At 46.1% G+C, this 16,517-nt stretch carries 12 protein-coding genes and 1 pseudogene; 5 read left to right on the top strand and 8 right to left on the bottom strand.

Annotation, left to right across the window (positions count from 1 at the left end):
- From PN466_RS20615 to PN466_RS20590, 5 genes are all read right to left on the bottom strand, one after another.
- Nucleotides 1-2,295, bottom strand: a 2,295-nt coding sequence (locus tag PN466_RS20615; protein WP_390890047.1) for an endonuclease MutS2, incomplete at its 3' end; no start/stop codon positions are given.
- A 303-nt stretch (nucleotides 2,296-2,598) separates the two neighbouring features.
- Nucleotides 2,599-3,174, bottom strand: a complete 576-nt coding sequence (locus PN466_RS20605; protein WP_271943277.1) for a Uma2 family endonuclease — start codon at nucleotides 3,172-3,174, stop codon at nucleotides 2,599-2,601.
- Between the two features lie 128 nt (nucleotides 3,175-3,302).
- Nucleotides 3,303-4,268, bottom strand: coding sequence for a hopanoid-associated sugar epimerase (hpnA, locus tag PN466_RS20600; RefSeq protein ID WP_271943274.1), 966 nt, complete (start codon nucleotides 4,266-4,268; stop codon nucleotides 3,303-3,305).
- A complete protein-coding gene (locus PN466_RS20595) occupies nucleotides 4,162-5,619 on the bottom strand; it encodes a hypothetical protein (protein ID WP_271943272.1) in 1,458 nt (485 codons plus the stop codon). The genes hpnA and PN466_RS20595 overlap by 107 nt, the downstream gene beginning before the upstream one ends.
- A 42-nt stretch (nucleotides 5,620-5,661) precedes the next feature.
- Nucleotides 5,662-6,882, bottom strand: coding sequence for a glycosyltransferase family 4 protein (locus PN466_RS20590; RefSeq protein ID WP_271943269.1), 1,221 nt, complete (start codon nucleotides 6,880-6,882; stop codon nucleotides 5,662-5,664).
- 164 nt (nucleotides 6,883-7,046) lie between these two features.
- Here PN466_RS20590 and PN466_RS20585 point away from each other — a divergent pair, with 164 nt between their 5' ends.
- From PN466_RS20585 to PN466_RS20575, 3 genes are all read left to right on the top strand, one after another.
- Nucleotides 7,047-8,012, top strand: coding sequence for a glycosyltransferase family 2 protein (locus tag PN466_RS20585; RefSeq protein ID WP_271943266.1), 966 nt, complete (start codon nucleotides 7,047-7,049; stop codon nucleotides 8,010-8,012).
- A gap of 302 nt (nucleotides 8,013-8,314) precedes the next feature.
- Nucleotides 8,315-8,830 (top strand): hypothetical protein, encoded by a 516-nt coding sequence (locus PN466_RS20580; protein ID WP_271943263.1) that lies wholly within the window; start codon nucleotides 8,315-8,317, stop codon nucleotides 8,828-8,830.
- Nucleotides 8,831-8,839: 9 nt separating this feature from the next.
- Nucleotides 8,840-9,277: a GNAT family N-acetyltransferase gene (locus PN466_RS20575; protein WP_271943260.1), complete on the top strand. Its 438-nt coding sequence runs from the start codon at nucleotides 8,840-8,842 to the stop codon at nucleotides 9,275-9,277.
- Nucleotides 9,278-9,643: 366 nt separating this feature from the next.
- Here PN466_RS20575 and PN466_RS20570 read toward each other — a convergent pair.
- Nucleotides 9,644-10,150, bottom strand: a pseudogene (locus PN466_RS20570) (DUF4411 family protein).
- Nucleotides 10,151-10,152: 2 nt separating this feature from the next.
- Nucleotides 10,153-11,325 (bottom strand): ImmA/IrrE family metallo-endopeptidase, encoded by a 1,173-nt coding sequence (locus tag PN466_RS20565; RefSeq protein ID WP_271943257.1) that lies wholly within the window; start codon nucleotides 11,323-11,325, stop codon nucleotides 10,153-10,155.
- 202 nt (nucleotides 11,326-11,527) lie between these two features.
- Between PN466_RS20565 and mfd the strand changes: the two genes are divergently transcribed.
- Entirely contained in the window at nucleotides 11,528-14,998 is a 3,471-nt protein-coding gene (gene mfd / locus PN466_RS20560; protein WP_271943255.1) for a transcription-repair coupling factor, read from the top strand.
- Between the two features lie 34 nt (nucleotides 14,999-15,032).
- Here the strand turns inward: mfd and PN466_RS20555 are convergent, their stop codons facing one another.
- Nucleotides 15,033-15,860 (bottom strand): oxidoreductase, encoded by an 828-nt coding sequence (locus tag PN466_RS20555; RefSeq protein WP_271943252.1) that lies wholly within the window; start codon nucleotides 15,858-15,860, stop codon nucleotides 15,033-15,035.
- A 126-nt stretch (nucleotides 15,861-15,986) separates the two neighbouring features.
- On the opposite strand from PN466_RS20555, the gene PN466_RS20550 reads away from it, so the two are divergent.
- The gene (locus PN466_RS20550; RefSeq protein WP_278003170.1) at nucleotides 15,987-16,511 is read left to right on the top strand and encodes a GrpB family protein; all 525 of its coding nucleotides are present in this window, start codon (nucleotides 15,987-15,989) and stop codon (nucleotides 16,509-16,511) included.
- Nucleotides 16,512-16,517: the final 6 nt, after the last annotated feature.

The raw sequence follows: 16,517 nt of genomic DNA, 5'->3' as shown, positions 1-16,517 counted from the left end.
TTTACCCGTGCCTTTGCCGTGAATAATCCAGACATTCGTACAATTGGCATTGTAGGCTTTGGTAATGCCTTGGTCGAGTTCCGCTTCGGCAGTCACGACGCGCAAGCCTCGGATGTCTAAGGTATTGCGAGAGGTTTGGATGACTGGGGCAGTGGATTTAGACGGGGTAGTTTTATCCTTTTCCGTAACTGCTTTTTTGCTCGGTGCCTTTGTGGTAACTTCGGCTTTTTTGCCGTCTAAGGATTCAATTTCTGCGAGTCCCACGGTCATTTTCATTAACCCGAAGCGCACAGTAATTTCTTGCCCTTCTGCGTCAATTTGTAGCACTTCTCCAGTTTGTCCTAAACTGGGAATGCGTACCCGTTCGCCGACTTGCGGTTTGTAACCGGGTTTGGGCTTGGGGGGATTGACTTTGGAGGGGAGATATTGCCCGGCAATGCGATCGAGTTCTTGGGTTGCTTTGCGGGTATCTTGGGCTTTGGCAGTGCCTTGTTGTAGGCGTTTGATGGCTTGAGCGACTTCTTTTTTGGCTTGAGAAATTGCCTTTTGGATCTCGATTTCCTGTTGTTGGCGTAACTGTTGTTCCCGCTCTTTGAGTTGTTGCGCTTTGAGTGCAACTTCTTGGTGCAGTCGTTCGGTTTCCGAAAGTAAGCTGGAGGTTTCCTGGACTTGGGTTTCCTGACGACGACGCTCGGCTTCTAAACCGGCGATCGCCCGATTCACATCTTCGGAACCGGTTCCTACCCACTGTTGCGCCTCTTCGATCACCTCTGGATTTAACCCCAAACGGCGGGCAATGGCAAGGGCATTGGAGCGCCCTGGAATTCCCCACAGCAGGCGATAGGTGGGTTGCAAGGATACCTCGTCAAACTCCACGGAGGCATTTTCAAACCGCTCATCCTCATACTTGAGGGCTTTGAGTTCCCCGAAGTGGGTGGTGGCAATGGTAAGCTGGGCGTTGGTGGCGAGATGTTTTAGGAGGGCGATCGCCAACCCAGTTCCCTCGGAGGGATCGGTTCCCGCACCCACCTCATCCAATAACACCAGGGATGAGGGGTTCGTTTCCACACAGTCCAAAATCCGGCAAATACGGCGAATATGTCCCGAAAAGGTCGATAAACTTTGTTCTAAGGACTGTTCATCGCCAATATCAGCTAAAATCTGGCTAAACCAAGGCAGTTCCACCGGTTCTCGTGCTGGTACGAATAAGCCAACTTTCGCCATCAATGCCGCCAGTGCCAATGTTTTCAAAGTAACTGTCTTTCCGCCCGTATTCGGCCCTGTAATTGCCACGACTCGGATCGGCGATTCAATACACGTAGTTACGGGAACTACTTCTTTTCCCTGTTCGTGACGCTGTTGCCACACCAGCAAGGGATGACGCAGTTGCCGCAGAACAATCATTTCTGTGGATTCCGTAAATCGAGGGGGGTTCGCTTCTAACCAATAACTGTATCGGGCTTTGGCAGTCGCTAAATCGAGAATCGTGGCAATCTCTACTAGATGTTCTAAATCGTCGTAAACCTCTGCCACTTTTTCCGTGAGAGCGCGGCAAATGGCTTCTTCTTCCTTACTTTCCTCCTTGTGCAACTGTCGCAAGTCATTACCGAGGGAAACGATCGCATGGGGTTCAATGTACAAGGTTGCCCCACTCGTAGACGAGTCATGAACGATACCGGGGATAGTGTCCTTGTGGTTGGCTTTCACCGGCAACACGTAGCGATCGCCCCGTTGGGTAATCAAATTCTCCTGAATAGCGTGGGATTTGCGTTGCAGGAGGTTTTGCAGCGTTTGCGTAATGCGATCGCGTTGGTTTTTGAGTTGACGGCGTATATTACCGAGCTTCACGCTGGCGCGATCGGCTACTCTCCCCTGTTCGTCAATACAGTGATTAATCTCCTGTTCTAATTCCGGATAAGTCCGGATCGTGCTAATCAACTCCAACAAAATCGGCACATTTTCTTGTTCTTCAATAAACCGGCGCAGTCGCCGCATCCCCGCCAATGTACTCGCCACATCCAGCAGTTCATCCCCAGAGAGTACCCCTTTAAGCGTCGCTCGTTTGACAATGGTACGAATATCCCGAATCCCCCCAAACGGTAGCTCTGTGGTGAGGGTTTGCTCCAGAGTATAGACTTCCTGGGTTTGCGCCAACAGGGTTAAACTTTCCGCTTGAGTTTGGGGAATAGGTAAAGTTTGGGCGGCGATCGCCCCCATTTTCGTTGCGGCAAACGTAGACAAATGCTCGCACAACCGCGACCATTCTAATAGCTCTAGGGTTTCGTCTTGAATCACTCGTGTTCTATACTTCAACGCCATACTACATTATTGTATCGACTTTTGAAGCAATCGGGAAGGAGATCGGTCTAATAGCCATGACCTGGAAGAAGGGTAAGAGCAAATCGATTGCTTCTTCTTCCTTTAGTTTGCTTTAACTTAATTCTCTATTGGTTAGAGGTCTTTCCTATTCCTCACTTATCTTTGGGGTTCCCACGATTAATTGCCTTGATGAATCGTGTTTGTCTTGCCCTCTTTCCTCTTTCTCTTGACCCTGATTTCTTATTTTCCTCTGCCTAGAATGACAACAGAGGGGTAACTTCAAACTTTTAGCCAACTAAAAATATCGTTTACGGATAACGTCCATTCTTCTAAACCCGTCAACATTGGTAACGGTTCTGTATCCCCATGAGCGACTCGATAAATTTTGGGCAAACCCGATTGAAATACAGTAATCGATTGGGTTTTAGGATCAATGAGCCAACCCAATTCTGTGCCATTTTGAAGACAAAACAGAATTTTTTCCATCACTAATGCCATCGGTTGATCCGGTGACAAAATCTCAACGATCCAATCCGGATGGAGATCGAAATGATTGGCCATTTCTCCATCCTCATCTCTGGGCAAATTTTCCCAACGAATCACGGCGATATCCGGCACAATAGAACGCCCAGCAAATGTACATCTCAACTCTGTCAAAGCATAAGCTAACTTATTAGGTTTCGCCTGTTGATTAATTGCAGAGGCAAGTTCAACCTGTAAAATACTATGTTTTCCTTGTGGCATCGTTTTTTGACTCACTTCCCCATTGAAATATTCACTGGCAGGCTTAGTTTCTGGCTGTGCCAAAAACTCTTCTAAGCTAATAACTTTGCGTTTTTCTACTGTTGTAACCATGATGATCCCTCCGAGATGATCTAGATTGCTTCACTCCGCTGCGTGACCTTCGCAATGACTTATTTATAACTGATTAGCTGGACTTGATATAAGGTAGGGCTGTTTCATTTTTAATTGTTAATTGTTAATTATTGAAACCATTCTACCGCCTCCTTAATTGCACCCTTAATATTGGATTGGGGTAAACCTAATTCCCGGACAGCTTTAGACGCATCATAGTACATGGAATGTTGGGACATCCGCACTCCATCCAGGGGAACCGAGGGCGATTTACCGAGAGGTGCGAGCAGGATTTCATCTATCCAAGCAACCGTCAGAGGAAGCCATAGGGGGACGGTTTGCGTGGGTGCAGGGATTCCGGTAATTTCTGCCAGATATTCGAGGAATGTTTTGAGCGTCAGGTTTTGATTTCCGAGGATATAGCGATCGCCCCTTTGCCCTTTGTCGAGTGCCAGAATATGACCCTCCGCCACATCTCGCACATCGATAAAATTCAACCCTGTATCCACATAAGCTGGCATTTTCCCACGCAGAAAACGGACCATAATATCTCCTGTGGGGGTTGGTTTTCGATCCCAGGGGCCGATAGGCGTACTAGGATTAACAATCACAATATCTTGCCCCAGTTTAACGGCTTTGTGGGCTTCCTGTTCCGCCAGATATTTAGATTTTTTATACTCTCCAATCAGTTCATTCAACGGACTTTGGTGGGTTTCGTCTACAGGTTTTTGCCCATTTCCCACGCCAATAGCTGCCACAGAACTGGTATAAACCGTGCGCTCAATTCCCACTTCACGAGCGGCCGCCAGTATCTTTTGTGTCCCCACCACATTATCGTAATAGAGTGCTTTGGCATCTCTTTGCCATAGGGAATAGCGCGCTCCACAATGAAACAAGACCTGACATCCAGCCATTTGCTGGCTTAAATTGGGGGCATGAAAATCTCCTACCACCCTTTCAATATCGAGTCCATCCAAATTATCCCAACTACTTTGGGGACGGACTAAGGCCCGAACGTGATAATTCTTGTCCAGGAGCGATCTCACCAAATTCGCCCCCACAAAACCCGTTCCCCCCGTCACAAAGACTTTCATCAAAAATCTCCCAATCCTCCTCAACTCCCTGTTGTTTGAGCCAAGCGATCGCCCCTTCCGGCCCATCCTGAGCTGCTCGCAGCAAGGCCCCCCAAGTCAGGACTGCCTTGTGATTGGGTTCAACCGCGATCGCCCCCTTAATCCGATTCCATAATACCCCCGTATCCGTCGCCAACAGGCGATTCATTTCTTCCCGGTTCTCGGAAGCCTCATAAATCTGCAACGCCTCATCCCAGCGCCCATCGATCATCCGAGTCAAGACCTGTTGACTCGGAGAAGCCCAAGATTGCCGGGCATTGTGGGCACTCAATTGGGTATGACGGTTAATTAATTCCCATTGACCTTGAATATCCACTGACCATCCCGGTAAATTCCATAAACCATGCAATCGCTGCTTTGCCGGAGTCCATAAGCCACTTTTCGCCAACTGCATCGCCTCTGTATACTCAGAACCTTTCAACAACATCCGATCCAGAGAAACCGGTTGCAATTCCACAGGTGCAGGTAAAAACGTCCTGGGTTGCAGTTGATACATCTCAAACTGCGGCTCCAAACCCACCGTTTGATTCACCGTCAAAAACGGCTGTTTTGGCCACTTCGGATGCTTCGACCATACCGGCAACTCATGGGCGGGACTTGTCCAACTGGCAAACGAAGCAACATAGGTGGTCTTGGGATTGTAATAAATCGTCTGACCATAGAGAATCTCTTTTCCTTCCCGAGTAACAGTGCCCGTTAGATGTACCCACTGGGCCGACTCACCATTAACCAGAGCGCTATTACTCCACTTTAAACCCGTTAGTGGTAGGAATTCATTGGACGTTTCCATGTTTAAGTTCAAAGGCTTGAGGACAAAGCCCTCAGTTAGGGATTCGATCTCCAGTTGATTAATAAACTGATACATCGGTTTCTCCCGCTCAAACGGCTCTGGATCGCTAATCCGGCGATAAACCCTTAATTGATCGATGTACTGACAAGGCGGCGATCCTGGAGCATCCGGTTGACACCCTTGGCGATGGGCAAAAATCGGTAGCATCATATCCTCATAGGGGCCCACCTTCATCTGCAAGGGATAGCCGGGAGTATAACCCGATTGAATCAGTTTTTCCTCAATTTCATCTAAGGTTTGTAGAGACCGACGATTCGTTTCTCCTAACTGAGTAGTTTTCGGTAAATATTGATTGACCCAAATTAGAGCATCTGGATTGACCATCAATTTTAAGGCCACCCAAACTCCAGCCACTACACTAGAGAGTCCCAAGGTCAAAACGACCAGGCCAAAAAGGGCCTGTAGGGAAGAAGGCCGTCTAGGGTTAGTTTCAGAAAATACGCTTCCTGTATCCTCATTCATAGCTTTTCAGTGGGAATAAATCAGACTCTCTAATGATTTAAATTAACCTTGGGTAGCCGCAATCAACGCTTGTTCATAGCGCATACCTGCCTGTTCCCAAGTGTACTCCTGTTCAATCAAATCTCGGCCATTACGGGATAGTTTTTTTCTTAAAGCAGGATTTTCAAACAAACGACTAATATTCACCACATAATCTTCTAAGGTATTCGCTCGTAGGGCCCGCTGGGGAATCTCCGGCCCATCAACAGCCAAGCCCTCCAAACCGCGATCGCTCGCAACCACCGGAATACCAGCGGCCATTGCTTCGAGGGTCTTATTCTTAATCCCAAACCCAGTACGCATTGGAATCACACAAACCGTCGAGCGATGTAAATAGTCCACCATCGAAGGGACTCGCCCCGTCACCGTAATTCCTGGCTGCTCTCCTAAAGAACTCACCTCTGGAACCGGCCTAGCGCCAACCAACATTAGGGATGCCTCCGGATAGCGATTTTGCACTTGGGGAAACACCTCTAAGCTCAAAAAACGAGCCGCATCAATATTAGCAATATTATCCATCGCTCCAATAAATACCAATTGATATCCCCCCGGATCTTCAGTGCGCTTAGGAAACAGAGCTAGGTCTACACCATTTGCAATCACGCTAATTGTACTTTCAGGATTAATCTCCAGCAGCGTTCGTTTATCCTCAACTGTGGTGACTACAAGATGCCTAAACTTGCTCGTGTAGCGTTTTTCATACTGTCGAAGTAAAGGCAAATTAATTTTATCTCGCAGTTGATTTTCCGAAGTTTTAGTCTCTAACTGATTTTTGCAACTACCATAGACCGAGCTATGGATATTGACCACCGTACCGCAGGTCGATTTCCATTCGGGACGGATGTAGATTTCATTAACACTATGTTCGCAGGCGATCGCATCAAAGGCTTCCTCAGCTACCGCTCGATCAACCCATTGCTGCATGGCTTCTGAAAAGACAGCTTTCACATTCGGGGGAGTTCCCTGTTGAAAGAAGTCCTGCAAGCGTTTGAGTTTCGAGAACTTTCCAGGAGGCGGTTCTGAGGGACGAGGAAAGACCGCTAACTCCTTCACACACTCGCGCAAAGCTTCAATTTCTGCATCACTGACATCACTGGCACGTTGAGTCACTAGGGTGATAGAATGGTTGTGGCTCAAATATTTGAGTAAATTAAAAGTTCTCACCTGAGTTCCCCCCCGTGTTGGAGGATAGGGAAAGGTTACTGAGAGGATTAAAATTTTCATAAAAATTGAGAGACATTGAATCAGAGATAAGATATCTTTGCTATCTTATCTCTGATTGCATAGATTGCGCAGATTCCCAAAGGTGATTTTATCATTTGCCGGGATCAACACTTCTGGGTATAGCCTTAGCCCATTGACTATAGTTTTTATTCCACCCTATTTTTATGAACTCCAGTCCCCCTAAAATTAGTGTTTGTATTCCTACATTTAACAGAGTTCAGCTTTTGACCGATGCGATTGAAAGTGTACTCGCACAAACTGAAACGGATTGGGAGTTGATTGTTTGTGATGATGGCTCTCAGGATAAAACTCCCCAGATTATGGCGGGGTATCAGCAACAGGATGATAGAATTTCCTATATTCGCCACGATCAAAATATTGGCAAAAGTAATAATATGCGCTCAGGGTTTTATGCGGCAAAGGGTAATTTTTTTGTTAAATTCGATGATGATGATCGATTAGGCAAAGATTTTTTAGCAGCGACTAGCAAAATCTTGATCGAGCATCCAGAAATCGATTTTGTGGGAACCGATCATTGGATTATCGATCTGGAGAATAAACGGAATCTCGAACAAACAGAAATTAATTCTCATCGCTGGGGTAGAACTCAATTATTAGAAGGCCAGGTGAATAACCTATTGGAAACGGTTTTTGTTCAGCAAAGCTTTCAGGTTGGTGCAACCCTATTTCAAACTCAGGTACTTAAAGAAGTCGATTTTATGCGACCCCATTTACAAAATTGTGAAGATAATGATTTGTTTGTTCGGATAGCTCTGGCGGGTAAAAAGGGGTACTATTTACCCCAGAGATTAATGGAATATCGATTTCATCCAGAACAGCAAGGCATTGATCGAGCGATTCCGTATTTACGAGATAAATTGAATTATTTATCGAGCTACCAGTTTGAGGATCGAAAGTTAGAAACGATTCGCCAACAACGGCTGCAAGAAACTCAACTGTTGTTAGGGTTGCGTCTGGTGGAAAAAAATCAAGTTACAGAAGGTCGAGAGTTGATTCAAAAAGGAAGATCTTTTTCTCCTCAAAAAGCTTGGATTGGATTAGCACTGTCTCGGTTACCTCAATCGATGAGGGAAAAAGCGTTTGAAGTGTTACGCCAATTTCGCTCATAACGGTTGAAATATCGATAGAACTCATTTGAACTTTTGTATATTCTCTGCTACGCAGTACATCAAATAACAGTTTTTAAAAACCACCAGAATCGCTCACTTGCTAGATAAGGACTGTTGTGGACTCCCCTCATTCCTCGACGGAGAGGGCTTTGCGCTTTATGATATCTAGCACTCTGAGGCGATCGCGCAATTGGGAATTGTGACTATTATCGCTGGATTGAGACTCTTGTTATCAGCTTAGGCGTAAACCGGTATCATAGGAAGAGCCGCGATCAGAGTGTTGAGTTAAATTACCAGAGCCGATGAATTATCTAGTTGCCGTATTGCGCGATCGCATTCAAGCTGAAGGAGTCTACTGTGCCTTAGAAAAAGGAGGCTTACCCACAAGCCAAGTTAACATCTTAGGCAAAGGTTACAAAAGTGCTGATGAGTTTGGCCTGATTAACCCCAACCAAGCTGCCCAAAAACAAGCCCGATTGATGGCGACTTGGTTAGTCCCCTTTGGTTTTTTTGGTGGGGCTACCTTTAGCGTCATTTCTGGGCTGAATACCTTCGCCTGGGCTGGAGAAATCGGCAATCATATTGTTGGTGGGATTTTAGGTGCCGCTTCTGGTGGATTAGGAGCTTTGTTTGTTGGCGGTGGTGTTGGTTTAATTAGCGGTAGTGGCGATGCTCTTCCCTATCGCAACCGCTTACAAGAAGGCAAGTATTTAGTTGTGGTACAAGGCTCAAGTAGTCTGATTGAACAAGCGACTGTCATCATTCGCCCATTTGAACCGGAAAGTCTTCAAGGCTATACGGCTCCTAATCCATCCTAAACCCTGAGAATGCTGAAAATTATTGAAGCCAGTGAAGCACAAGAGCTAATTACAGAACTCGATACCTATCTCCAGGGGTTTTATCCCGATGAAAGTAATCATTTAGATTCGGTGGATGTTCTCTCTCAAGAAAATGTCTACATGATGGGTGCTTTTATGGATGGCAAATTAGTAGGAATTGGAGCCGTCAAAGTCTTTGATGATTATGGGGAGATGAAGCGCTTCTATGTTAAGCCAGAGTTCAGAGGTCAAGGGTTAGCTCGGATGCTCATGGGTGAAATAGAAAGCCATCTGATTAATTTGGGCATTCGTGAGGCGAAGTTAGAAACCGGAATTTATCAAACCGAAGCGATTTCTTTATATCGCAAATTAGGATATGTAGACTGTCCACCTTTTGGTGACTATCAGCCCGATCCCTATTGTGTGTTTATGGGTAAAAAGATCTGATTCTCATCTCGATAGTAGTTTGACACGTATCAGAGATGTGTTTTACCGATTGAACCATAAGAGTTAAGTATTGGCCGCGATCATCTAAAACCATTTAGTTTTTAATCGGGCGATTTGGGCGATCGCCGAGTGGGCCAATTTCTAAAGGGATTTCACGGACTATTGCTTTATATGATATTACCTTATCCATTAGCTATACTTGCGATCCATTAAATGGAAGTAGGCAGGTTACGCTCATAACGCACCCTGTCTACTTCAATGTTGCCAAATCTCGACTAGGTTTCGGAAAAAGCTACTGCTTTAACCAAAGGCAAAGGAGAGAAGTCTCTTTTTGATATAGTCTGGTTAACTTTATGAAGTCGGCTCTCAATCCTTTGATATCAAATTAATCTTTTCTCTTCTCAACATCTCAAATGTTACAATACACTCAGTTTTAAAGGAACGACAAACATCTGGAATCTTAATCTGAGTTTTGCTTTAGGGTGCTGATTTTTCGAGTGTTATAACGGTTAATTGGTTAGCCCGTGCATAGCTTATTAACTTAAAGTCAGCACATCCTAAAAAGGTTTGAATTGCAGATTCTTTATACTGTGGGTTTCCATGGGCCCAGTTGGCCACTTCTACCATTGCTTTAAAAGTCTCTGGATTTGGCTCTTGGAAAAAGTCTTCACCGAAGTTATCAATCCAAGAACTGAGTTTATCTTTTCTCTCTTTATCCTTTCCGTGTATTTCATCCTTAACTGCCTTGATACTCAATGTTGTTCCTGCCTCACCTTGTTTGATTAACCAGTCCCAAAATCCTGGGCAAAAATCGAAACCATAATAACTCCTATGGGCTTCTATGAAAACATTGGAATCCAACAAGTAAGGCATAATTAATCGGGTCTAAGGGACTGAGCAACACGGTCAAAAGTGGGGGCTGAAACATCTAGTACCCTGAATGCCTCTTGAAAAGTAGTCCCCTCCTCAAGGGTATTCGTGACAACAGCTTTAAAGAACCGCTTCCCCAGCTTGCGATTGAGATTGCTATAATAGTTGCCCCCACCTTTCTTGGTTGGATCTTGGTTTGAATTTTTCTTCTTAAGTATCCCTAACTCTTTGATATAATTTTCTGATAGAGTTTTGCTGTCAATGATTCCTAGATCATAAACACGCCGCAGGCTAACCAAGCTGCTAACCTTGTATGTTTTGGCTAGTCGTTTTACCTCAGTCATCAACTCTTCGTTGTTCTGATATTCCCCTCTAAAAAGCGACAGTGGCACGAGAATTTCTGCTGCCACCTTATTGCACCAACTCTCGATTGTCTTTTGTCCAGGAACCTCACTTATTTGTACATTAGATACCCCTTCTTCTCCCAGCCAAACATGGGCCAACTCATGGGCTAATGTAAACATTTGTGCCGCCTTAGTGTCCGCCCCATTGATAAAGATTAATGGAGCAATTGGATCGACTAACGCGAATCCTCTGAATTCCTCGGGGTTAAGCTTACGACGAGTGTTATTTCCCACAACACCATTAACCATCACTAATATGCCTAAGCGTTCAACCTTGTCAATGAACACTCGCCATGTTTCTTCCCAATCTTTCATTTTTTTTCTCTCTTCCAAACTCAACCCGATCGCCTCACGAATCTGGGCGGCCACTTGGGCAATATCGTCTTTCAAGGTGACACTACCCACATAGGCTTTTGCCCCCTCTGCCTCTTGGGATTGCAAGTAATTGCGATACCAATCCTGTCGGCGCTGGCAAGTGTAAATCGTCTCCAAAAGGTCAGGGCTAGGACGATTTAACGAGGCTCCAGGCAAAGTACGAAAATCCTTGATAGGAAGTTTTTCCTCTGGGGGAGTTGACAAGAAAAGCATCCCTAGTGGCACATGAGTTTTTTGGGCAAGTTTTTCTAGCTGCTTAAAGGTAAAAGTTGGATCGCCTTCTCCTTGCTGCCACTCTTTGAGCTTTGGGAACTCTGTCACCAAGTCATCAAGATCCAGCCCTGCACGCTGGCGGACCCATTCCAATACTTCTGGAGCAATGGTGACTTTGGCGCTCACATTCAAGTTCTCTGGCGATGTGTCCTGTAATAATTGTATGCGAGCGATCGCTGCTTAAGTGAAGGATCTTCTTATCGAATCGAACAGATCCATCGGATCGCCCGATCATCGGATCTGCTTGCTGGTGGAGATCGAGATCGCCAATGACCTATTCCCGGTTTAAACTAATAGATACCACTCACATTCGGTAACAGTTGGATTTATGGCCTTTTCCTCTATCTTGCGAACCTTGCGGCGATCGCCTCTAACGCAAGAGTTGTTAACTAAACTCAAGGGCGACAACCGTACTTTGGCGCTTCAGGGAATTCCCCGGTTTCCCAAGGGTTTAGTTGCGTCTGCCCTCTCTCAAGCCGAATCTCGCTCGCTGTTGGTGGTGACGGCAACCATGGAAGAGGCGAACCGGTGGACGGCGCAATTGGAAGCCATGGATTGGGATGTAGTTCTCTTTTATCCCACCACGGAAGCGTCGCCCTATGAATCCAGTCCTCCGGAACCGGAGATGGTTTGGGGACAGATGCAGGTGTTGGCGGAATTGGTGTTGGGCGATCTAGAGCGTCAACGAGCCATTGTCTGTACGGAACGGGCGCTACAGCCCCATCTGCCGCCCCTGGAAGCGTTTAAACCCTATGCTCTGCGGTTGCAAAAGGGCGATATTTGGGAGAGTAAGGCTCTGGATCTGAAGTTAAGTCAACTGGGCTACGAGCGGGTGACTTCCGTGGAAACCGAGGGGCAATGGAGTCGCCGAGGTGACATTGTAGATATTTTCCCCGTGGCTTCCGAGTTGCCGGTGCGCCTGGAATGGTGGGCAACGGAGGGGGATGGGGATGCGGTGGAGAAGATTAAGGAACTCGATCCGGCTACGGGGCGATCGCTCGATCCCGTCCCTGAAGTCATTTTAACGCCCACTGCGTTTACGCCCATCATTGAGGAAGCGCTAACCGATCTGGGTGTAGAGAACCTGCCTGAATTCTCCTCAGCCTATTTAGGATTGGCGTTTGATACGCCCGCTTCCCTGTTGGATTATTTACCGGAACAGTGTTTAATTGCGATCGATGAACCTAGCCAATGCGAGAGCCATAGCGACAATTGGGTGCAACATGTTGAAGAGCAGTATCAAACCCTGAAGGAAGCGGTTACTGAGCGGAGTCGAAGTGTCGAAGAAATGGGTAAAGTTCCCCCGATTCATCGCTCGTTTGCCCAGTCCTTAATGCAAGAGCAAACCTATCCTTGTTTGCATTTATCGGAATTAGCGGAAAGTAATTCTGGGGCGCTCAATCTCTCTAGTCGCCCGGTTCCCGTTCTCCCTCATCAGTTTGCCAAATTAGCGCAAACCCTGCGGGAGGAAATGAAAAATCGTACTCTAATCTTTGTGGTTTCTGCTCAACCCTCGCGATCGGTTTCCTTGCTGCAAGAACATGATTGTGCGGCTAAATTTATTCCTAATCCTAAAGATTATCAGGCGATCGAGTCTCTGCAAGTTCACTATACCCCGATCGCCCTCAAATATTCCGGAGTTGCGGAACTCGAAGGCTTTGTGCTGCCAACGTTCCGAATCATGGTAGTGAGCGATCGCGAATTTTACGGGCAACATAGCCTCGCCACCCCTAGCTACATCCGCAAACGTCGCCGCGCTGCCTCCAAACAAGTCGATCCCAATACCCTCAAACCGGGGGATTATGTGGTTCACAAAAGCCATGGAGTTGGACGCTTCATCAAGTTAGAAAAGCTGACGGTGAATGACGAAACCCGGGAATATTTAGTGATTAAATATGAAGATGGTTTACTTCGTGTCGCCGCCGATCAAGTGGGGTCATTATCTCGATTTCGCTCTACTGACGGCAAGCGCCCCACGTTACATAAATTAGCGGGTAAAACCTGGGAAAAGACGAAAAACAAAGTCCGCAAAACGATTAAGAAACTAGCGGTAGACTTGCTCAAACTCTATGCAGCGCGATCGCAACAAGAAGGGTTTGCCTTTCCCTCCGATTCCGCTTGGCAAGAAGAGTTAGAAGACTCGTTTCCCTACCAACCTACCCCCGATCAACTAAAGGCAACCCAGGATATTAAGCGGGATATGGAATCGCCGCGCCCCATGGATCGCTTAGTTTGTGGTGACGTGGGATTTGGCAAGACTGAAGTGGGAATTCGTGCCATTTTTAAGGCAGTGACGGCAGGGAAACAGGTGGCGTTTTTGGCTCCAACCACGATTTTAACCCAGCAACATTATCACACCCTCAAAGAACGATTTGCCCCCTATCCGATTGAAGTGGGATTATTAAACCGATTTCGTACTCCCAGCGAACGCAAGGAGATTCAACAACGGTTAGCCACGGGGGAATTGGATGTGGTGGTTGGTACTCAGGCACTGTTGAGTAAGGAGGTAAAATACCGAGATTTAGGCTTATTAGTGGTGGATGAAGAGCAACGGTTTGGGGTGAATCAGAAGGAGAAAATTAAGGCGCTCAAAACCCAGGTGGATGTCTTAACTCTCAGCGCTACACCGATTCCGCGCACGCTCTATATGTCCCTGTCAGGGGTGCGAGAGATGAGTTTGATTACCACCCCACCGCCCTCCCGTCGCCCGATTAAAACCCATTTAGCGGCGTATAATTTGGAGGCAGTCCGCACGGCAATTCGTCAGGAGTTGGATCGGGGGGGACAGGTCTTTTATGTGGTTCCCAGGGTTGAGGGCATTGAGGAGATCAGTACCCGGATTCGGGAGACGGTTCCAGGGGTGCGATTGGCGATCGCCCATGGACAGATGGCGGAAACGGAACTCGAAGCGACGATGCTCAGTTTTAGCAATGGGGAAGCGGATGTGCTAGTTTGTACCACCATCATTGAGTCCGGTTTGGATATTCCCCGCGTGAATACGATTTTAATTGAGGATGCCCAGAAGTTCGGCTTGTCGCAATTGTATCAGTTGCGGGGGCGCGTTGGTCGAGCCGGAATTCAAGCCCATGCCTGGCTATTTTATCCCGATCGCCGGGTATTACCGGAACCAGCTCAAAAACGGTTGCGGGCAATCCAAGAATTTACTCAGTTAGGTTCTGGGTATCAGTTGGCAATGCGGGATATGGAAATTCGCGGAGTCGGAAATTTATTGGGCGCGGAACAGTCCGGACAAATGACGGCGATTGGCTTTGATTTATACATGGAAATGTTACAGGAGTCGATTCAGGAAATCCAAGGGCAAGAGATTCCCAAAGTTGACGATACCAGCATCGATCTGCCGATTACCGCGTTTATTCCCGCAGATTATATCCCCGATATCGATCAGAAAATGAGAGCCTATCGCTCCGTAGCGGCGGCAAGTTGTGGTGATGAATTACGCTTAATCGAGATGGAATGGAGCGATCGCTACGGAACCATCCCCCAACCCGCTCAACAACTCATCCAGGTGATGGAATTAAAACAACTAGCCAAATCCCTCGGCTTTTCTCGTATTAAACCCAATGGAAAACAGCATGTAGTTTTAGAAACGCCCATGGAAGAACCGGCTTGGAATCTATTAAAAGAAAAACTCGATCGCCGCTTCCATGCTCGCTTTATCTACAGTCCCAAAAAAGTTACCGTGCGTGGCTTAGGTGTGTTTAAACCCAATCAACAACTCGATCAATTAATTAACTGGTTTTCCCAGATGCAAGCAGTCTTAACAATGAATAATGAATAATGATATGCATTCCCCACTTTTCCTGACTCGCAACTCAACTCGAACGGATCATTGTGGTTAAAATCCAATCATACACGCGATCGCCTAACCATTTCCGCGTCCACATCATTGGCACTGCCATCTTACCCGCAACATAGCGGGTTTTGGGATGTTTAGCCTGAATTGCCCTTAAAATGATCTTGGCGATCGTTGAAGGTGGTGAACTATTACCTGGATTATCATAAACATCATGGCAAGCTTTAGCAAAACCCTGGGCTAAATCCTGATAAGCTCCGTTACCTGATCGCTTCAGCATCGGTTCAATAAATACCTCACCAAATTCTGTACCAATAATGCCTGGCTCAATAATAATCACATCAATATTAAACGCTTGAGTTTCAATTCGTAAACAATCACTCCAGGCTTCCAGAGCATGTTTCGTCGCATTATACCAAGCTCCCATAGGCGTATAGATCTTGCCTACCATCGAACTCAGATTAACAATTTTTCCCCCTCTCTTTTCTCGCATATCCGGTAGTATCAACTGAGTCAGACGTGCTAATCCAAATAAATTAACTTCAAACTGATAGCGTGCATCCTCAATCGATGTATCTTCAATCGTTCCATACATGCCAAAACCGGCATTATTAATCAAAACATCCACACTTTGGTAGTTCTGCTTAATCTGTTTAACTGTGGCTAAAACTTCATCCTCTTTAGTAATATCCATCTTAATTGGAATCCCACCCAACTTTCGGAGATCCTCCATTTTTTCCACCCGTCGAGCAGTAGCATAAACCGTATAGCCCTCTTGAATCAGTATTTTTGCAGTTTCCTTCCCAATTCCCGATGATGCTCCAGTAATCAAAACCGTCTGGCTCATATTCGCTCCCTGAATAAGTGATTAACCAACATTAATTTAATTGTAACTCCAAAATATATGGGTGATTGAAATTGCCAGAAATTTGTTCTAAATAAAAATCGTCGATTCCGAGCTAAAAATCTAATGATGAGAAAAGTAGAAGTTGTGCCCCATAATCCCGCGTGGCGACAGATGTTTGAGATTGAATCCCAGAAAATCACCAAGGTTCTAGCAGAGAATTTGATCGCTATTCACCATATCGGTAGTACTGCTATTCCCAACATATATGCGAAACCGATTATCGATCTGTTAGGTGAAGTCAAAGATATTGCCAAAATCGATCAATACAATGTTCAAATGGGGGGACTGGGTTATGAGGCTATGGGTGAGTTTGGTATCCCCGATCGCCGATACTTCCCTAAGCATAACTCGGAAGGTATTAGAACGCATCATCTTCATTTCTTTGCCGTGGGTTCAGAGCAGGTGAAGCGTCATCTGGCTTTTCGAGATTATCTGATTGCTTATCCTGAAATAGCCCAGCAATACAGTAACTTAAAGCGGAAGTTGGCAAGGGAATTTTCTGATGATATTGAGGGTTATATGGATGGCAAAGATGGCTTGATTAAAGACATCGATCGCAAAGCTGCACTATGGAAAGCTGGAGAGGAATAGCTAAAG

Source organism: Roseofilum reptotaenium CS-1145, from assembly GCF_028330985.1.
GTDB classification, from domain to species: domain Bacteria; phylum Cyanobacteriota; class Cyanobacteriia; order Cyanobacteriales; family Desertifilaceae; genus Roseofilum; species Roseofilum reptotaenium.
The sequence above is the reverse complement of the archived record's forward strand: the minus strand, read 5'-3'. Positions and strand labels throughout refer to the sequence as shown.

Excerpts from the sequence above, each read along its gene's own strand:
- PN466_RS20575 (WP_271943260.1), top strand. The coding sequence starts at position 8,840 with ATGCTGAAAATTATTGAAGCCAGTGAAGCACAAGAGCTAATTACAGAA.
- PN466_RS20595 (WP_271943272.1), bottom strand. The coding sequence starts at position 5,619 with ATGAATGAGGATACAGGAAGCGTATTTTCTGAAACTAACCCTAGACGG.
- PN466_RS20580 (WP_271943263.1), top strand. The coding sequence starts at position 8,315 with ATGAATTATCTAGTTGCCGTATTGCGCGATCGCATTCAAGCTGAAGGA.
- PN466_RS20550 (WP_278003170.1), top strand. The coding sequence starts at position 15,987 with ATGAGAAAAGTAGAAGTTGTGCCCCATAATCCCGCGTGGCGACAGATG.
- hpnA (WP_271943274.1), bottom strand. The coding sequence starts at position 4,268 with ATGAAAGTCTTTGTGACGGGGGGAACGGGTTTTGTGGGGGCGAATTTG.
- PN466_RS20590 (WP_271943269.1), bottom strand. The coding sequence starts at position 6,882 with ATGAAAATTTTAATCCTCTCAGTAACCTTTCCCTATCCTCCAACACGG.
- PN466_RS20605 (WP_271943277.1), bottom strand. The coding sequence starts at position 3,174 with ATGGTTACAACAGTAGAAAAACGCAAAGTTATTAGCTTAGAAGAGTTT.
- mfd (WP_271943255.1), top strand. The coding sequence starts at position 11,528 with ATGGCCTTTTCCTCTATCTTGCGAACCTTGCGGCGATCGCCTCTAACG.
- PN466_RS20585 (WP_271943266.1), top strand. The coding sequence starts at position 7,047 with ATGAACTCCAGTCCCCCTAAAATTAGTGTTTGTATTCCTACATTTAAC.
- PN466_RS20555 (WP_271943252.1), bottom strand. The coding sequence starts at position 15,860 with ATGAGCCAGACGGTTTTGATTACTGGAGCATCATCGGGAATTGGGAAG.